A 16821-nucleotide genomic window follows, 5' to 3' on the forward strand; every position below is an offset into this window, starting at 1 on the left:
CGTCCGCGGCCACCCGACCGCGCCCAACAAGAGGAACTCCATGACCCACACCACCCACCACCGCTGGCTGCGCTGGCCGTCCCCGGACACCAAGAGGCTGGCCTTCGGTGCCGACTACAACCCCGAACAGTGGCCCCGCGAGGTCTGGGCAGAGGATGTGGGGCTCATGAGGGAGTCCGGGGTCAACATCGTCTCCCTCGCCATCTTCTCGTGGGCACGCATCCAGCCCGCGCGGGACAGCTGGGACTTTTCCTGGCTCGACGACATCATCGGCCTGCTCCACGCCAACGGCATTGCCGTGGACCTCGCCACCGCCACCGCGTCCCCGCCGCCGTGGCTCGCGGCCGAACACCCGGAAATCCTGCCTGTCACCCAGAACGGCGAAACCCTCTGGCCGGGCGGCCGGCAGCACTGGCGGCCAACGTCGCCGGTGTTCCGCGAGCACGCACTGACGCTCGTGCGCACCATGGCGGAGCGCTACAAGGACCACCCCGCCGTCTGCGCCTGGCACGTTTCCAACGAGCTCGGCTGCCACAACATCTACGACTATTCCGACGACGCCGCGGCCGCCTTCCGCAGCTGGCTGCAGGACCGTTACGGCACCCTTGAGGAGCTGAACACCGCCTGGGGGACCGACTTCTGGTCCCAGCGCTACGCCGACTGGAGCCACATCCTCCCGCCTCGCAAGGCGGCGTCCTACCCGAACCCCACGCAGCAGCTGGACTTCAAACGCTTCTCCTCGGACTCGCTGCGGGACTACCTCCGCGCCGAACGCCGGATCCTCAGCAGCATCACCCCGGACATCCCCGTCACCACCAATTTCATGGTGATGGGGGAGACGAAGGGAATGGACTACGCCGCCTGGGCCGCCGACGTCGACTTCGTCTCCAACGACCACTACGTGGTCCCGGGACCGCAGGACCATGACGAACTGTCCTTCTCCGCGAACTTGACCGGCAACATCGCCGGCGGCAACCCCTGGTTCCTTATGGAGCACTCCACCAGCGCCGTCAACTGGCAGCCCGTGAACACGCCCAAGAAGCCCGGTGCGCTCGCCCGGGACTCGCTCACCCATGTGGCCCACGGCGCAGACGCGGTCTGCTTCTTCCAATGGCGGCAGTCGCGCGCGGGAGCAGAGAAATACCACTCCGCGATGGTTTCGCACGCAGGCAGCAACAGCAGGCTCTTCCGCGACGTCACCGCGCTGGGACGCACCCTGGGCGAACTCTCGCCGGTCACTGGCAGCCGCCGCGAGCCGGCACGGGCCGCGATCCTCTTCGACTGGGATTCCTGGTGGGCCAGCGAGCTGGACTCCCATCCGAGTGACCGCCTCCGCTACCGGCAGGAGGCACTGGACTGGTACTCCGCGTTCCTGGCCACCGGCATCCGCGCCGATGTCCTCCCGGCGGCAGCCTCCCTTGATGGCTACCAGCTGGTCATCGCACCGGTCCTGCACGTTGTGCCGGCGGAGCTGCGCTCGCGGCTGACCGCGTTCGTCGAGTCCGGCGGGCATCTCGTGACCACCTACTTCTCGGGCATCGTGGACCAGAACGACCATGTATGGCTCGGCGGATACCCCGGCGCCCTCAGCGATCTGCTGGGGATCCGGGTGGAAGAGTTCGGCCCGCTGGCGCCCGGAGAGGAAGCCACGCTCGACGACGGGTCAACCGGCACGCTGTGGGCGGACTCCGTTGCCACCACCTCGGGCGAAACGAGGGCCCTGCGCCGGTTCGCCTCCGGTGAGCACGCCGGCGAACCGGCCGTAACCCGGCGCAGCGTGGGCAGCGGATCCGCCGGCTACGTGGCGACACGGCTCGGACCCGCCGGCCTGGTCCCTGTCCTGCGGGAATTCGCGGCCCTGGCCGGGGTCGAGTCTGAACTGCCCGCGGAACTGTGTGGCGCCGTCGAACTCGCCGTCCGCACAGGGGAGGACGGACGCTTCCTTTTCCTGATCAACCGAACGGACCACGCCGTCGACATCTCGGCGGTCCCCGGGGCCGGGCTCGCGGGCACCGGGCCGGGCGACGGCACCGCCAAGCTCGCCGCCCGCGGCGTGGCCGTCCTCAAAAGCCCCAAATAGACCAGCAGTCCCCAGAGACCAGCAGCATCACCGCACCGAAGGGAATTCAATGACGAACAGATCCAGACGGCCCTGGGCCGTGACCGCCGCCGGAATCACCGCGGCGGTCTTCTCCGCAGGGCTCATGGCCGGACCCGCGTCCGCCGCGCAGGCACCGGTCAAGGCAGCCGACGAACCCGTGCCGGCCGGCGCCGTCACCGTGCGGCCGGACCCCTCCTACCAGGGCGAGGCCTTCGAAGGGTGGGGCACCAGCCTGGTCTGGTTCGCCAACGCCACCGGCGACTATCCGGAAGAAATCCGCAGCAAGCTTGCCGACATGGTCTTCGGCGACGAGGGGCTGAACCTCAACATCGCGCGGTACAACGTCGGCGGCGGCAACGCGCCCGACGTGAAGGACTACTTGCGGGCCGGCGGCGCCGTTGAAGGTTGGTGGAAGGCCCCCGAGGGCACCACCCGGCAGGACAAGGACTGGTGGGACCCGGAAAATCCGGCCCACTGGAACCTCGACGCCGACCAGACACAGCGCTGGTGGGTGGACCGGATCAAGAACGACATCACGCACTGGGAAGCCTTCAGCAACTCCCCGCCGTGGTTCCAGACGGTCAGCGGCTACGTTTCCGGCGGCTTCAACTCCTCGCAGGACCAGCTGCGGACCGAGAGCGTTGACGACTTCTCCTCCTACCTGGTGGGCGTCGTCCAGGAGCTGGAGAAAGCGCACGGCATCAAGATCGACACCATCGATCCCATGAACGAACCGAACACGCCGTACTGGGGAACCACCCTGAATTCGGCGGGCCAGCCCGTCGGTGGCCGGCAGGAAGGCGCCCACATGGGCCCCGAACTGCAGCAGAAGGTGGTCCAGTCCCTGGCCAAGGCACTGGCGAGCGCGGACACCGGCGCCGTCATCAGCGCCATGGACGAGACCAACCCCTCGACCTTCGCCAGCAACTGGAACAGCTATTCCGCCGACGCCAAGGCAAACGTCGCGCAGCTCAACGTCCACACCTACGGGACCGGGCAGCGGACAGCCGTCCGGGACATCGCCAAGGGCGAGGAAAAGCCCCTGTGGATGAGCGAAACCGGCGGCTCCTGGCTGGACGGGCAGAACTTCACGAGCATGCAGCCCGGCCTGGGCCTGGCCCAGCACATGGTCAATGACCTCCGCGAGCTCGAGCCCGAGGCCTGGGTGTTCTGGCAGCCCGTTGAGGACTACAACAACATGAAGCCCGGCGGCGAAAGCGCCATCGGCTCCAACTGGGGCGAGATCCAGCTGCCCTTCGACTGTGCTGCCGGGGACACCCTCGAAAGCTGCCCGATCTACACGAACACCAAGTTCAACACCGCGCGGAACTTCACGCACTACATCAAGCCCGGGGACCGCCTGGTCAAGGTGGACGACACGAACAGCGCGGCCGCCGTCTCCGACTCCGGAGCCACTGTGGTGCACGTGAACGACAGCAAGGTCCAGCGCCAGGTTGCCCTGGACCTTTCCGGCTTCGAAGCCGTCCAGGGCAACGCCACCGTGACGCCGGTGACCAGCGACGCCTCCGGAGCGCTGGTGCAGGGCGAGCCGGTCGCCGTCGGAAAGGACCGCACCGCGGTCCTCACGGTACCGGCCGAATCCGTCACGACGTTCCTCGTCAATGGTGTGCACGGCGTGGCCGAGGACGCCGCGCTGGTTCAGGCGGACCACGTCTACCGGCTCCAGGGTGTGGAAAGCGGCAAGTCCCTTACCCAGGGAACCGGCAGCGCCGCCGTCATCCGTTCCGGCTCGGGCGCCGACCAGCAGTGGAACATCCGCCGCGTCAGCGGCGGGAACAGCAGCCGTGCCCGCTACGCGATTGAAACGCCCGACGGCGGCCGGCAGCTCGCCGTCGTCGACGGAACGCCCCAGCTGGTACCGGCGGAGGAAGCGCCGGCTGACGCCTCCCAGTGGACCATGTCCACCACCGGCGACGGCACCTACACGTTCGTCAACGCGGCCACCGGCCGGCTCCTCGAGGTGGGCGGGCACGCCACCGCGGACGGATCACCGGTGACCCTGTGGACCGCCAACTCCGGCGAGAACCAGCGCTGGCGGGTCATCGACGAAACTGTCCAGGGATTCCAGAACGTCGCGGCCTTCACCGTGCCCGGGACCGCTCCGCAGCTGCCGCCAACGGTGGTTCCCGTCTACCGTGACGGTGCCCGCGGTGAACTGCCCGTGACCTGGGCGATGCCGCCGGAGAACCGGTGGAACAAGCCCGGAACCGTTGATGTTCGCGGAACGGCGACGGACGTGCTGGGTGCTGCGCATCCGGTGACAGCCAAGGTCACCGTCGACACGCTGGTGGCGACGCTTCCGGCCCGGGCCAAGACCTATGCAGGCGGAACGCCCGCGCTGCCTGCCACCGTAACGGCGGTGACTGCCGGCGGCAGCAAGGTGGAGCGGCCCGTTGTCTGGGATGCCGCTGGACCGTTTACCGAGACGGGCGTGGCCACGGTTTCGGGCACCGCCGACGCCGCTGACGGCCGGACGCTGCCCGCCACCGTGCAGATCCAGGTCACGGAGGGGACCGCAGACAATGTGGCCGATGACCCCGGCGCCACGTTCAGTGCAACCTTCACCGAACCCGGCTACGGCACAGCCGGGCTGGGCAACGGCAACCTGACGGACAAGGCCTGGTCCAACTGGAAGTCGGGCACCAAGAACGCCACCGACACCCTGTCCGTGGCTCTGGCCAGCCAGAAGACGGTGACCGGCGTGAAGGTCCACTTCTACCGCGACGGATCCACCGACAGCTATGCCCAAAGCCTCCAGGTGCAGACCAAGGCGGCCGACGGCACGTGGCAGAACACGGGCACGGCGGTCCGGGTCCCCGGCGGCAGCCCCGCCCCCGTGGTCACGGTTCCGGTTGCCAACGTGGACACCAAGGACGTCCGCGTGGTGCTCACCGCCCGGCCGAACACCCACATGACGGTCAGCGAAGTGCAGGTCCTGGCATTGGCTCCGGGCCAGTCCTCCGACGCGACCGCGGCAGCAATTCTCGTCAACGGCCAGCCGCTGCCCGGTTTCGATCCGGACGTCACCTCCTACCGGACCGGTGTCCAGGGAGCGCGGCGGGAAGTCACGGCTACGGCTGCTGACCCGTACGCGGTGGTCACCGTTTCGCAATCAGAGTCTGGAACCGCCGTCGTCACGGTCCGGAGCGAAGACGGGAGCCAGACCCGGACCTACGAGGTCGTTTTCGGCAGGTAGGAAGCTGGGTTCCGGTAGGTAGCTGGGTTCCGTCGCTATTCCGCGACGGAACCCAGCCCGGTAGTCCCAAATCCCGTGGGGTCCGCCAGGAACCGGGCGAACCCCAGTTCCGCTGCGCCGACCATCATCAGGTTGGAGCCGAGCGCCGCGGGGTGCACCTTGGCCTGGGCGGCGGGCCCGTCCATCGCCTGGGACAGCAGCAGGCCGTCGAGGGTGGACGGCGCGAGCGCGTAGAGGACCCCGAGGAAGCCGTCGAGGATGATCACCTCAGGGTTGAAGGTGTTAACGGCGTTCCGGAGCGCGATGGCCAGGAAGCCCAGCTGCCGGGATATTTCCTCGGCGACGGCGGGGCTGCCTGACCCCCGGAGTGCCTGTTCCAGCTGGGTCGTGTCGCCGCCGCTGAGGCCGAGCAGTTCGAAGAGCCGTCCCTGGGACACCTCTGTTTCCAGGCAACCGGTGGCGCCGCAGTGGCACTGTTCGCCGGAGGTGCGGACGAACGTGTGGCCCAGTTCCCCGGCGTAGCCGGAGGCGCCGCGGAGCAGCATGCCGTTGGAAATGATCCCGCCGCCGATGCCGCTGGCCCCGCCGTTGAGGTACACGAGGTTGTCCCGGCCGGCGCCGGCCCCGAAGATCAGCTCCGCCTCGGCCGCGAGCGAGGCGTCGTTGGCGGCCTGGCAGGCGTAACCGGTGGCTTCGCCCAGCATCCGGGCAACAGGCTCGTCCCGCCAACCCAGGTGCGGCGCGTGGCGGACCGTCCCGTCGTCGGGGTTTACCAGGCCGGGCACCGCCACACCGATCCCGGTGATCCGGTACGAGTGGTCCAGCTCCGTGCGCATTCCCTCGATCACGGCGGCGGCGATGTTGACCGCCTCCCGTGCGCTGGGGATCCGTTCGGTGGCGAACCGGATCTTCTTCTGGACGATGCCGCCCAGGTTGACCAGCCCGATGGTGACCGCATCGATCTCCGGGTAGACAGCAAGAGCCGCAATGGAAGGGCTCGGACGCACTTCGGGGCTCGGACGGCCCACCTGCGCCTCGCCGGTGGGCGCCGTCTCGTAGACCAGGCCGAGCGCAGCCAGCTGGCCGATCAAGGTTCCGACCGTTGACCTGTTGAGCCCGGTCCTTTTGGTCAGCTGGGCCCGGCTGAGGACGCGGTGATGGTGGACCAGGGACGTGATCAGCGCCAGGTTATTCCGCCGGGAGGGGTCCAGCTCGCTGGGCGGGGCGGTCGGGGCAGCCCGTTGGCGAGGTGAAGACATCATCGGAACGATATCAGCTGCCGAAGACCTTGGTGTCGAGGAAGTCATTGCGGAACTTCCCCTCCGGATCGAGGCGCCCCGCGAGGGCCTTGAAGTCGGCGAAGCGCGGGTAAAGCGGCGCGAGGCTGGCGGCATCGCCGTCGAACAGCTTGCCCCAGTGCGGACGGGCGCCGAACGGCGCCAGTGCGGCCTCGATCACCGGGAGCACGGCCTCGACGGCGGGCTGGTCCTGCCGCCAGGTGAGGTGCAGGCCGATGCTGTCGGTTCCGTAGTTCGGGCTCAGCCAGAGGCTGTCCGCGGCCATGGTGCGGATTTCGGAGACCAGCAGCAGCGGAGTCACCAGATGGGACAGCCCGCGCATGGCCTCGATGGCGTCCACGGCGTGCTCGCGGGGGACGAGGTACTCGCTCTGCAGCTCGTCGCCCTTGCTCGGAGTGAATTCCATCCGGAAGTGGGCCAGCCTGTCCGACCACGGGCCCGGGACGCCCAACTGCTGAGTGCAGGTGCTGCCGGACACGCCGGCGATGGGGTGCCGGGCTTCGGCGGCCGGGCTGCCGCCATAGAAACTGGGGCGGTCCGCTACTCCTGCTTCCTCCGTCCTGGCCTTGAGCCAGGCCTGCCCGATCCGGTCCCCGCTCCAGTCGGTGAACAGGCTGACGCTGTAGGCCGAGGAGGTGACGTCGTCGAAATTCTCCAGCACCTGGTCCCAGAAAAGACCCTCAAAGACGGTCTGGGCGACCGGGAAGGTAGGCTCGATGTCCAGCGTCAGGCTGCTGACCACGCCCAGGGCGCCAAGGCCCACCACCATCCCGTCGAAGTCCGGGGTTTCGCCGCGGCGGGCGGTGAGGATCGCGCCGTCGGCGGTGACCAGTTCGAGGCCGGCGACGGCGGTGGCCAGGTTGCCGTTCCGGTCACCTGATCCGTGGGTGGCGGTGGCGACGGCCCCGGCCACCGAGATGTGGGGGAGGGAAGCCAGGTTGTGCAGCGCGTAGCCTTGCCGCTGCAGCTCTGCCGCCAGGGTTCCGTACCGCGTGCCGCCGCTCACTGTCACCGTCATGTTCGCGGAGTCCACCTCGATGGCGGGCGCCAGGTGTTCCAGCGAGACCAGGGCGCCGGTGGTGTCGGCGATGCGGTTGAAGGAGTGCCGCGAGCCCAGCGCGCGAAGCCGGGACGTGCCGGCAACCAGGTCCTGAAGCTCCGCCACGGTCTGCGGTTCCCGCACCTCCGCCGCGGCGTACCTGAGGTTGCCTGCCCAGTTGTACTCCTCGGTGTGCAGCTCAGTTCCTGCTTCGCTGACCATTGCGCGCCCTTCGTTTGGTGTTCTAGAGAACATAACACCCTATGGGGTCGCGCGGATAGGGTTTGGTGGTGTCATGTCTCCGGATTTCGTCCCGAAAAAATGGTTGACAGGCGGCCAGAAGCGAATATGTTTGTGTGTGGAACATTTTCCGGATCTGCCTGCGGGACAGGTCCCTCCAAACCAATCGGGAGCACTCAATGGCGATTCAGCCCACGCGTGATGACAAGTTTTCCTTCGGCCTGTGGACCGTCGGCTGGGAGGCGCAGGACCAGTTCGGTTCCGCGACCCGCCCGCCGCTGGACACCGTGGAGGCCATCAACCGGCTCAGCGATCTGGGCGCCTACGGCATTACCTTCCACGACAACGACCTGTTCCCGTTCGGCTGCTCCGCGGCTGACCGGCAGCGGGAAATCGACCGCCTGACCGGTGCGCTGAAGGCCACCGGCATGGTGGTGCCCATGGTCACCACCAACCTGTTCAGCCACCCGGTCTTCAAGGATGGCGGCTTCACCAGCAACGACCGGGGTGTGCGCCGCTTTGCCCTCCGCAAGGTCCTGGAGAACATCGACCTCGCCGCCGAACTGGGCGCTGAAACCTTCGTGATGTGGGGCGGACGCGAAGGCAGCGAGTACGACGCCGCCAAGGACATCCGCGGTGCCCTCGAGCGCTACCGCGAGGCTGTGAACCTGCTGGGCGACTACGTGACGGACAAGGGCTACAACATCCGCTTCGCGATCGAGCCCAAGCCCAACGAACCGCGCGGCGACATCCTGCTGCCCACCCTCGGCCACGCGCTGGCGTTCATTGAGACCCTCGAGCGCCCGGAGCTTGTGGGCATCAACCCCGAAACCGGCCACGAGCAGATGGCCGGGCTGAACTTCACCCACGGCATTGCCCAGGCGCTGTACCAGGGCAAGCTCTTCCACATTGACCTCAACGGTCAGCGCAGCATCAAGTTCGACCAGGACCTGGTGTTCGGCCACGGGGACCTTCAGAACGCTTTCTCCCTGGTCGACCTGCTGGAGAACGGCGGTCCGCAGGGCGGGCCGGCCTACAACGGGCCGCGCCACTTCGACTACAAGCCCAGCCGCACGGAGGACATCAACGGCGTCTGGGACTCCGCGGCCGCCAACATGCAGACCTACCTGCTTCTGAAGGAGCGCGCCAAGGCCTTCCGCGCCGATCCCGACGTGCAGGCTGCCCTGGAGGCGTCGCGGGTTTCCGAGATCAACGTCCCCACCCTGAACCCGGGCGAAGGCTACGAGCAGCTCCTCGCCGACAAGTCCGCTTACGAGGAATTCGACGCCGACGCCTACTTCGGCGGCAAGGGCTTCGGCTTCGTGAAGCTTCAGCAGCTCTTCATCGAGCACCTGCTCGGCGCCCGCTGATACGGTGACGGCTGCTCCTATGTCACTCGTTGCCGGGGTCGATTCCTCGACCCAAAGCTGCAAGGTCGTGGTGGTGGACGCGGAAACCGGCGCCCTGGTCCGGGAGGGCCGTGCCGGCCATCCGGACGGTACCGAGGTCCACCCGGACCACTGGTGGCGGGCGCTGTCCGAAGCGTTCGACGACGCCGGGGGACTCGCCGGGGTCAGCGCGCTTTCCGTGGGAGGCCAGCAGCACGGCATGGTGCTGTTGGATCGGGAGGGCAAGGTCCTGCGGCCGGCCCTGCTCTGGAACGACACCCGCTCGGCAGAGTCAGCGGCGGCCCTCACCGAAGAAGTGGGCGCGGAGGACTATGCGAAGCGGACCGGCCTGGTACCCGTGGCCTCCTTCACGGTCACCAAGGTCCGCTGGGTCCGCGATCATGAGCCGGACATCGCCAGCCAGGTGGCCGCCGTCGCCCTGCCCCACGACTGGCTGACCTGGCGCCTGCGGGGCTACGGCCCCGCAGGCGCCAGCCCGCTGGGACCCGACCTGGGGCAGCTCATCACCGACCGCTCCGACGCGAGCGGCACCGGTTACTGGAACCCGGCCGCCGGCACCTACGACCTGGAGCTGTTCAGCCTGGCCTTCGGCCGCGACGCCGTCGAAGCCGGTGCTGGGACAGCGGGCGATGCCGTCATCCTGCCCCGCGTCCTGGCACCCGGCGAGTCACCTGGCCAGATCCACCCTGCCGCCGCCGGGGAGGCGTTGCCGCCAGGGCAGTCCGTGCTGCTAGGTGCTGGCGCCGGGGACAATGCCGCGGCGGCCCTGGGCCTGGGCGCCCGGGCGGGCGACGTCGTCGTGTCCGTGGGCACCAGCGGGACGGTGTTCGCCGTCTCCGATGAGCCGATCGGCGACCCGAGTGGGACGGTGGCGGGCTTCGCCGACGCGAGTGGCCTGTTCCTGCCGATTGCCGTGACCCTCAATGCAGCGCGGGTGCTGACGTCGGTCGCCGGGCTGCTGGGGGTCGACTTCGACGAGCTGTCCCGGCTGGCGCTGGAGGCTGAACCGGGCGCGGGCGGGGTGGTGCTGGTCCCGTATTTCGAGGGGGAGCGGACGCCGAACCTGCCGCACGCCACGGCCAGCTTCTCCGGGCTGACCATCGCCTCGGCTACGCGGAGCAACTTCGCGCGGGCCGCCGTCGAAGGCATGCTGTGCGGGCTGGCGGGGGGACTGGATGCCCTCCGCGCCCTGGGCCACCCGGCCGAGCGGCTTCTGCTGATCGGCGGCGCCGTGCAGAACCCTGCGGTCCAGCGCATTGCGGCCCAGGTTTTCGACCTGCCCGTGCTGGTTCCGAGCCCCGGCGAATACGTGGCCCGGGGAGCTGCCGTGCAGGCGGCCTGGGCACTGACGGGGGAGCGGCCGGCATGGAACGTGGCGCTGGACGGGCACCCCGCGCCGGACTTCCAGCCTGCCATCGCGGAACAATACAGGGTGGAGCAGCGGAAGGCGGCCCAGGCCGCCGGTTGAGCCTGTCGAAACCCGGGCCGCTGGTTGAGCCGTCGAACCGCCGTAGCGCCGCCAGCGGCACCCAGTTGTCGTTCTGAAGCGGACCTCAAAAACTTTTTTGAATCCCGCCCTCATGTGGTGCCCGATCGGCGCTTTATTGTCAGTACCCCTTGGAAGACTGTGTCCATGGAAGGCATCGGGAATTCAGCACTGACAGCAGCGGCGCCGCGCGACGCCGCCCTGCCTGCTGCGTTCCCCGACGGGTTTCTGTATGACGGTGACCCCAACTTCGTCTACCCCGACGACGTCTTGCCGGAGGACCCCTTCCCGGAGGCTCTGAGTGCTGACGATGAGTTCCCGGAGGACCCTTTTCCCGAGGCCCTGTTTGCCGACGTGCTGTTCGCCGACGCCGCCGCCACCAGCACTGACGCGCACGGGCACGGAACGACGCGGCCGGCTTTGGAGGACCGGGTCGCGGCGGCAACCACCCTTCTGACGGCCGACCTCAGCGCCGACGATGCCGGACTGATCGACCAGACGCACGCCTTCGAGAACGTCAAAAACATGCTGGCCGGGCAGCAGGCCAGGCTTGCCGTCACCTTCGAGGCACGGCACCGCGAGGAACATGCCGACAATGAAGCCCCGGCCAACAGCAGCGCCCTGACGGCCGAGGATCTCGGCAAGAAACGCCCCAAAGAGCACAGCCTGGGCGTGGCCGAGCAGATCGCCCTGGCCCGGGGCGAGTCCCCCAACCGCGGCGGCCGGCTGCTCGGCACAGCGAAAGCCCTGGTCCAGATGCCCCACACCCTGGCCGCCCTGGACACCGGACAGCTCAACGAAGAGCGCGCCACGCACATCGTGAAAGAGACCGCCTGCCTGAGTCCGGCCGACCGGACCGCGGTCGATGAGGAACTCGCCGCCGACACCGGAACCTTCACCGGCGCCGGAACCCGCACCGTCATCGCCGCGGCCCGGGCCGCCGCAACCCGCAGGGACCCACGCTCCGTCGCCCAGCGGGCGAGCCATGCCGCCTCGGAGCGGTCCGTGAGCCTGCGCCCGGCCCCGGACTGCATGACCTACCTGACCGCGCTGCTCCCGGTCCAGCAGGGCGTCGCCGTTTACGCGGCCCTGATCCGGCACGCCGATAGCCTCCACGGCGCCGGAGACCCGCGCTCCCGCGACCAGATCAAGGCCGACACCCTCGTCGAACGCACCACCGGCACACCCGGCGGCATCACCGGCATCGAGATCAACCTCGTCATGACCGACCACACCCTCCTCCAAGGCGACACCGAACCCGCCCGGATCCCCGGCTACGGCACCGTCCCCGGCGCCTGGGCGCGGGACCTCATCACCCAGGAAGAGGCCCGGGGACAAGGAAAGCAGGGTCGCCTCCAGCCAGCCCCTTCCGGCCCAAGCCCTTCCGGCTCAACCACAGGCCAGAAGGATCCGCTGAAGGAACTGAAGATCTGGATCCGGCGGCTCTACACCATGCCCGCAACCGGCGACCTCGTCGCCATGGACTCGCGGCGGCGCTTCTTCCCGGCACCACTGCGCCGCTTCATCCAAATCCGCGACGACACCTGCCGCACCCCCTACTGCGACGCCCCCATCCGCCACCACGACCACATCATCCCCTGGCACAACGACGGACCCACCACACTGAGCAACGGCGCCGGACTGTGCGAAGCGTGCAACCACACCAAAGAACTCCCCGGCTGGAAAACCCAACCCAGACCCGGACCCCGACACACCCTCGAACTCACCACCCCCACCGGCCACACCTACCGATCCACCGCACCGCCGCTGCCAGGATCTGGAATGACCGGAACCGGGTTGAGTGAAACCAGCCTGCTCCGTAGCCAGACAGCCGGAACAACCAGCCAGCCGGAACAGTTAGAAACGAACCCGCAACCGGTGAAGCGGCGGCGGACATACCGCCGCCGCCGAACCCGGCCAAGGGCGGAGTTAGTTCCTAAGAGCTGACCTCGGCGACCTGCGCCGCCAGCGTCGTCAGTTCCACCGGTTCCGGACGGGCCGCCGTGCTCTTGATCTGCACTGCGGAACCCGTCCGGGCCGAAGCCAGCATGGACTCCATGACCTCGAGGACGTGGTAGGCCAACTGGCCGCCGGCGCGCGGCTCGGAGCCCTGTGGTGTTGCGGCGAGGTCGGCGATCCCGAAACCGCGTCCGGAGTCGACGTAGCCGGCAGAGACCGGCAGGGGCTGCCAGTCGTCCGCGCCCAGCGGGAAGACCTGGACATCGCCGTCGAAATGGTTCGGGTCGGGCACCGCCAAGGAGCCGCGTTCACCGTGGACTTCGATGTTGGGCGACTTGGACTTCACGGCGTCGAAGCTCATGAGCAGCGTGGACAGGGCGCCGGAGGCATGCACCAGCACCCCAGTGACATGCGAGTCGACCGCCACCGGCACGGTCTCACCAGCGCGCGGCCCGGAGCCGATGGTCCGCTGGCTGCGGGTGTGGCTGGCGGCGCCGACCACGGAGACCACCGGGCCCAGCAGCGTGACCAGCGCGCTCACATAGTAGGGACCCATGTCCAGCAGGGGCCCGCCGCCGGGCTGGTAGTAGAAGTCCGGGTTGGGATGCCAGCGTTCATGGCCGGGCGTCACCATGGTGGCTGTTGCGCTGATCGGGGCGCCGATCAGGCCGTCGTCGATCGCCTTGCGGGCGGTTTGGATCCCGGTGCCGAGCACCGTGTCGGGGGCGCAGCCGACGACGACGCCCGCCTCGCGTGCCGCATCCAGCACCTGCCGTGCTTCGGCGGTGGTTGCCGCGAGCGGCTTCTCCCCGTAAACGCTCTTTCCGGCGGCAATGGCCTTCAGGGCGATGTCGGCGTGGGCCGCGGGGATGGTCAGGTTCAGGACCAGGTCGACGTCGTCCGCGGCCAGGAGGCCGTCCACGGAAAGTGCGCGGACGCCGTCGTAGTCGTCCGCAACGGCCTGCGCGCGCACGGGGTCCAGGTCGGCCACGGCCACCAATTCGATCTGGTCCAGCCGGCGGAAATTCGCGAGATACTGGGCAATGATGGCGCCGCAGCCAATGATTCCTACTCTTGTGTGCTCTCCTGCGTCTAGCGACTTGCCCACAGCAGGCCCCTTTCGATGATGGTGCGGACATTGGTGTCCTGGAGAATGTCGACGCGATGGCCGGGGGTAGCGACGAAGATCCGGCCCTTGCCCCATTGGCGGGTCCAGATGGCCGGTGAGGTCACCTCACGGTGCCAGGGGTCCCACTCCCGGACCTTCTGGGTAGTGGTGGCAAGGACGTCGATGTAGTCGTCGGCCAGGACCCAGTACTGTTCGGTGACAAGTTCAAAGTCGGAGATGCCCTCGGTGATGGGGTGGTGGGCGGCGGCCGGGACCATGTTCACGGTGTACGGCACGTAGTTGTCGGACTGCTCGCCGAGGCGTTCGTCCGGATGCTTGCCGGGGTGGCACGCGAACTGGCCGCCGATCAGGTGCAGGTAGTCGGAGTTGTTGCGGTAGGAATCCGCGATCCCGCCGTGCCAGCCGGCCAGGCCCGTGCCGTTCTCGACGGCGGCCCGCAGTCCCTCGAACTCGTCCCGTTCAATAGTGGTCATGGTCATGCACTGCATAACCAGGTCCACTCCCGCCATGTAGGCGGCGTCGGCGTAGACCTTGGGCGATTCCTCGACCCGCACGTCGTACCCCTTGTTTTTCAGGTACGGGATGAAAAGCTCGGTGGCTTCGAAGGGCTGGTGGCCGTCCCAGCCGCCGCGCACCACCAGGGCCGACTTGTTTTCGGTCATGACAAAGCTCCTTTGTTTAACAGGTATTCGTGGTTCAGCGCGTGGCGAAGGCTGCGTCGAATGCCGCGGCGGGCGGGGCAATGCCCGCGAGGTTCTTGACCAGAGCGAGTGCCTGCGGCGCACCGGTCAGCCGGTCCATGCCGGCGTCCTCCCATTCGATGCTGGTGGGGCCGGCGTACCCGATGGCGTTCAGGGTGCGGAAGATCCGGTTCCACTGCACATCCCCGTGCCCAGCTGTCACGAAGTCCCAACCGCGGCGCGGATCGGCCCAGGCCAGGTGCGAGCCGAGCCGGCCGTTGCGCCCGTCAAGCTGGCGCACGGACTCCTTCACATGCACGTGCAGGATGTGCTCGGCGAAGTCCTGCAGGAACATCACCGGGTCCAGGTCCTGCCAGATGAAGTGGGACGGGTCGAAGTTCAGGCCGAAGGCGGCCCGGTGCCCGATGGCTTCCAGGGTGCGCTTGGTGGTCCAGTAGTCGTAGGCGATCTCGGAGGGATGCACCTCGAGGGCGAAGCGGACCCCCACCTCGTCAAAAACGTCGAGGATAGGGTTCCACCGGTCAGCGAAGTCCCGGTACCCGGCGTCGATCATGGCCTCCGAAGCGGGCGGAAACATCGCCACGGCCTTCCAGATGGAGGAGCCGGTAAACCCGGTCACGGTGTTCACGCCAAGCCTGGCCGCGGCCCGGGCGGTGTCCATCATGGACTGCGCCGCCCTGTTGCGGACGCCTTCCGGATCGCCGTCGCCCCAGACCGCAGGCGTCAGGATGCCCTGGTGGCGCTCGTCGATCGGGTCATCGCAAACAGCTTGCCCGGTGAGGTGGTTGGCGATGGCGAAGACCTTGAGGTTGTTCTTCTCCAGAATGTCCAGCCGTCCCTGGAGATAGTTGTCGTCCCCTGCGGCGCGGCGCGGATCAAGGTGATCGCCCCAGCAAGCGATCTCCAGGCCGTCAAAGCCCCACTCGCCGGCGAGCCGGGCCACCTCCTCGAAGGGCAGGTCGGCCCACTGGCCGGTGAAGAGTGTTATGGGTCGTGTCATCGGGTTTCCCTGTTCTGCAGTCATGGGTCTCAGACTTTCTGCCATTGGCTGGAGTTGGCTGCGCTGGCCTCCACGGCCGCCAGCACGCGCTGGACCTGCAGGGCGTCCGCGAAGGACGGTTCCGGCTGCGCGCCCTGTGCCAGCGCGTGAATGAGGTCCACCACCTGGTGGGTGAAGCCGTGTTCGTACCCGAGGCCGTGTCCGGTGGGCCACCAGTTGCCGACATACGGATGCTCTGGTTCGGTGACCAAGATCCGGCGGAAGCCGGCATCGGGCGATTCGGCTGCATCGTAGAAGGAGAGGGCATTCATGTCCTCGAAGTCGAAGGCGAGGGAAGCCCTGGTACCGTTCAGTTCCAGCCGCATCGCGTTCTTCCGTCCCAGTGCGTAGCGGGTCGCCTCGAAGACGCCGACGGCGCCCCCTGCGGCAGCGCCGCCGTCGAACCTTGTGTCTGCAAAGCGCGCGCTGAAGATTGCGGCGTCATCAACGGTGACGGCCCCGCGGGGTGCGTCCTTGCCGGCGTCGCCGTGACCGCCCAGGCCCACCAAGTTCCCGGCCAGGGGGCGCTCGGCAACAAACGTCTCCAGAAGCGCGGAGACGCCGGTGATCTTCTGCCCGGTGATCCACTGGGCCGCGTCGATGCTGTGGGCTCCGATGTCCCCCAGGGATCCGGATCCGGACTTGCTCCGGTCCAGCCGCCATGTCATGGGGGCGTTCTCATCGGACAGCCAGTCCTGAAGGTACTGCGCGCGGACATGGCGGATGGTCCCCAGCCGGCCTTCGTCCACCATGCGCTTGGCAAGGGCCAGCGCCGGCGTGCGCCGGTAGCTGAACCCGCACATCGCAAAGACACCCCGCTTCGCTGCCGCCTCTGCCACAACGGTCATCCGCTCCGCCTCCTCGACGGAGTTGGCCAGCGGCTTTTCGCAGAGCACGTGCTTGCCGGCCTCGAGGGCGGCGGCCGCGATCTCGGCGTGAGTGTTGCCGGGCGTGCAGATATCGATCAGATCGATGTCGTCGCGTTCGATCAGCCGGCGCCAGTCCGTTTCGGCCGACTCCCAGCCGAGCTTGTCCGCGGCTGCCTTGACGCCGCTGGCATTTCGTCCGGCGACGGCGGTGAGCTGCGGCTGCAGGGGCAGGTCGAAGAACCGGGGCGCTGTTCGCCAGGCCTGTGAATGGGCGGCCCCCATGAAGGCATAGCCCACCATGCCGACCCGCAGCGGCTTCGCGGTTGTCATCCAT

The 16821-nt window shown here is 68.2% G+C and carries 11 protein-coding genes; 5 read left to right on the forward strand and 6 right to left on the reverse strand.

The genetic code is table 11. From position 1 onward, the window contains the following. The first annotated feature begins 40 nt into the window (after positions 1 to 40). Positions 41 to 2080: a beta-galactosidase gene (locus tag AC57BR_RS13740; RefSeq protein ID WP_496361453.1), complete on the forward strand. Its 2040-nt coding sequence runs from the start codon at positions 41 to 43 to the stop codon at positions 2078 to 2080. 49 nt (positions 2081 to 2129) lie between these two features. Then, positions 2130 to 5318, forward strand: a complete 3189-nt coding sequence (locus AC57BR_RS13745; protein ID WP_496361455.1) for an Ig-like domain-containing protein — start codon at positions 2130 to 2132, stop codon at positions 5316 to 5318. 35 nt (positions 5319 to 5353) lie between these two features. Here AC57BR_RS13745 and AC57BR_RS13750 read toward each other — a convergent pair whose 3' ends face one another. After that, complete coding sequence (locus AC57BR_RS13750; protein WP_496361457.1) at positions 5354 to 6577, reverse strand: ROK family protein; 1224 nt, start codon at positions 6575 to 6577, stop codon at positions 5354 to 5356. Between the two features lie 13 nt (positions 6578 to 6590). After that, on the reverse strand, positions 6591 to 7877 hold the full coding sequence (locus tag AC57BR_RS13755; RefSeq protein ID WP_496361459.1) for an FAD-binding protein: 1287 nt from the start codon (positions 7875 to 7877) through the stop codon (positions 6591 to 6593). Positions 7878 to 8074: 197 nt separating this feature from the next. Here AC57BR_RS13755 and xylA point away from each other — a divergent pair, with 197 nt between their 5' ends. From xylA to AC57BR_RS13770, 3 genes are all read left to right on the forward strand, one after another. Beyond that, complete coding sequence (xylA, locus tag AC57BR_RS13760) at positions 8075 to 9265, forward strand: xylose isomerase (protein ID WP_496361461.1); 1191 nt, start codon at positions 8075 to 8077, stop codon at positions 9263 to 9265. A 19-nt stretch (positions 9266 to 9284) separates the two neighbouring features. Then, the gene (gene xylB / locus AC57BR_RS13765; protein ID WP_496361463.1) at positions 9285 to 10772 is read left to right on the forward strand and encodes a xylulokinase; all 1488 of its coding nucleotides are present in this window, start codon (positions 9285 to 9287) and stop codon (positions 10770 to 10772) included. Positions 10773 to 10937: 165 nt separating this feature from the next. Then, positions 10938 to 12737: an HNH endonuclease gene (locus tag AC57BR_RS13770; RefSeq protein ID WP_496361465.1), complete on the forward strand. Its 1800-nt coding sequence runs from the start codon at positions 10938 to 10940 to the stop codon at positions 12735 to 12737. Here AC57BR_RS13770 and AC57BR_RS13775 read toward each other — a convergent pair. The 4 genes from AC57BR_RS13775 to AC57BR_RS13790 are packed head-to-tail and all read right to left on the reverse strand — an operon-like array spanning position 12727 to position 16817. Next, complete coding sequence (locus AC57BR_RS13775; protein WP_496361467.1) at positions 12727 to 13857, reverse strand: Gfo/Idh/MocA family protein; 1131 nt, start codon at positions 13855 to 13857, stop codon at positions 12727 to 12729. The two genes, AC57BR_RS13770 and AC57BR_RS13775, sit on opposite strands and share 11 nt — an antisense overlap. Next, positions 13842 to 14540 carry a ThuA domain-containing protein gene (locus AC57BR_RS13780; RefSeq protein WP_496361469.1) on the reverse strand — a complete coding sequence of 233 codons (699 nt, stop codon included), beginning with the start codon at positions 14538 to 14540 and terminating at the stop codon, positions 13842 to 13844. The genes AC57BR_RS13775 and AC57BR_RS13780 overlap by 16 nt, the downstream gene beginning before the upstream one ends. Positions 14541 to 14574: 34 nt before the next feature. Continuing rightward, positions 14575 to 15579, reverse strand: a complete 1005-nt coding sequence (locus AC57BR_RS13785) for a sugar phosphate isomerase/epimerase family protein (protein WP_496361471.1) — start codon at positions 15577 to 15579, stop codon at positions 14575 to 14577. Positions 15580 to 15608: 29 nt separating this feature from the next. Continuing rightward, positions 15609 to 16817 (reverse strand): Gfo/Idh/MocA family protein, encoded by a 1209-nt coding sequence (locus AC57BR_RS13790; protein WP_496361473.1) that lies wholly within the window; start codon positions 16815 to 16817, stop codon positions 15609 to 15611. Between the last annotated feature and the right edge of the window lie 4 nt (positions 16818 to 16821).

This window comes from Arthrobacter sp. BGA-UO-ETr-C19, assembly GCF_059568005.1.

What these genes read in the sequence shown, in the direction of transcription:
- AC57BR_RS13740 (WP_496361453.1), top strand. Translation starts at nt 41, where the DNA reads ATGACCCACACCACCCACCACCGCTGGCTGCGCTGGCCGTCCCCGGAC.
- AC57BR_RS13745 (WP_496361455.1), top strand. Translation starts at nt 2,130, where the DNA reads ATGACGAACAGATCCAGACGGCCCTGGGCCGTGACCGCCGCCGGAATC.
- AC57BR_RS13750 (WP_496361457.1), bottom strand. Translation starts at nt 6,577, where the DNA reads ATGTCTTCACCTCGCCAACGGGCTGCCCCGACCGCCCCGCCCAGCGAG.
- AC57BR_RS13755 (WP_496361459.1), bottom strand. Translation starts at nt 7,877, where the DNA reads ATGGTCAGCGAAGCAGGAACTGAGCTGCACACCGAGGAGTACAACTGG.
- xylA (WP_496361461.1), top strand. Translation starts at nt 8,075, where the DNA reads ATGGCGATTCAGCCCACGCGTGATGACAAGTTTTCCTTCGGCCTGTGG.
- xylB (WP_496361463.1), top strand. Translation starts at nt 9,285, where the DNA reads ATGTCACTCGTTGCCGGGGTCGATTCCTCGACCCAAAGCTGCAAGGTC.
- AC57BR_RS13770 (WP_496361465.1), top strand. Translation starts at nt 10,938, where the DNA reads ATGGAAGGCATCGGGAATTCAGCACTGACAGCAGCGGCGCCGCGCGAC.
- AC57BR_RS13780 (WP_496361469.1), bottom strand. Translation starts at nt 14,540, where the DNA reads ATGACCGAAAACAAGTCGGCCCTGGTGGTGCGCGGCGGCTGGGACGGC.
- AC57BR_RS13785 (WP_496361471.1), bottom strand. Translation starts at nt 15,579, where the DNA reads ATGACACGACCCATAACACTCTTCACCGGCCAGTGGGCCGACCTGCCC.
- AC57BR_RS13790 (WP_496361473.1), bottom strand. Translation starts at nt 16,817, where the DNA reads ATGACAACCGCGAAGCCGCTGCGGGTCGGCATGGTGGGCTATGCCTTC.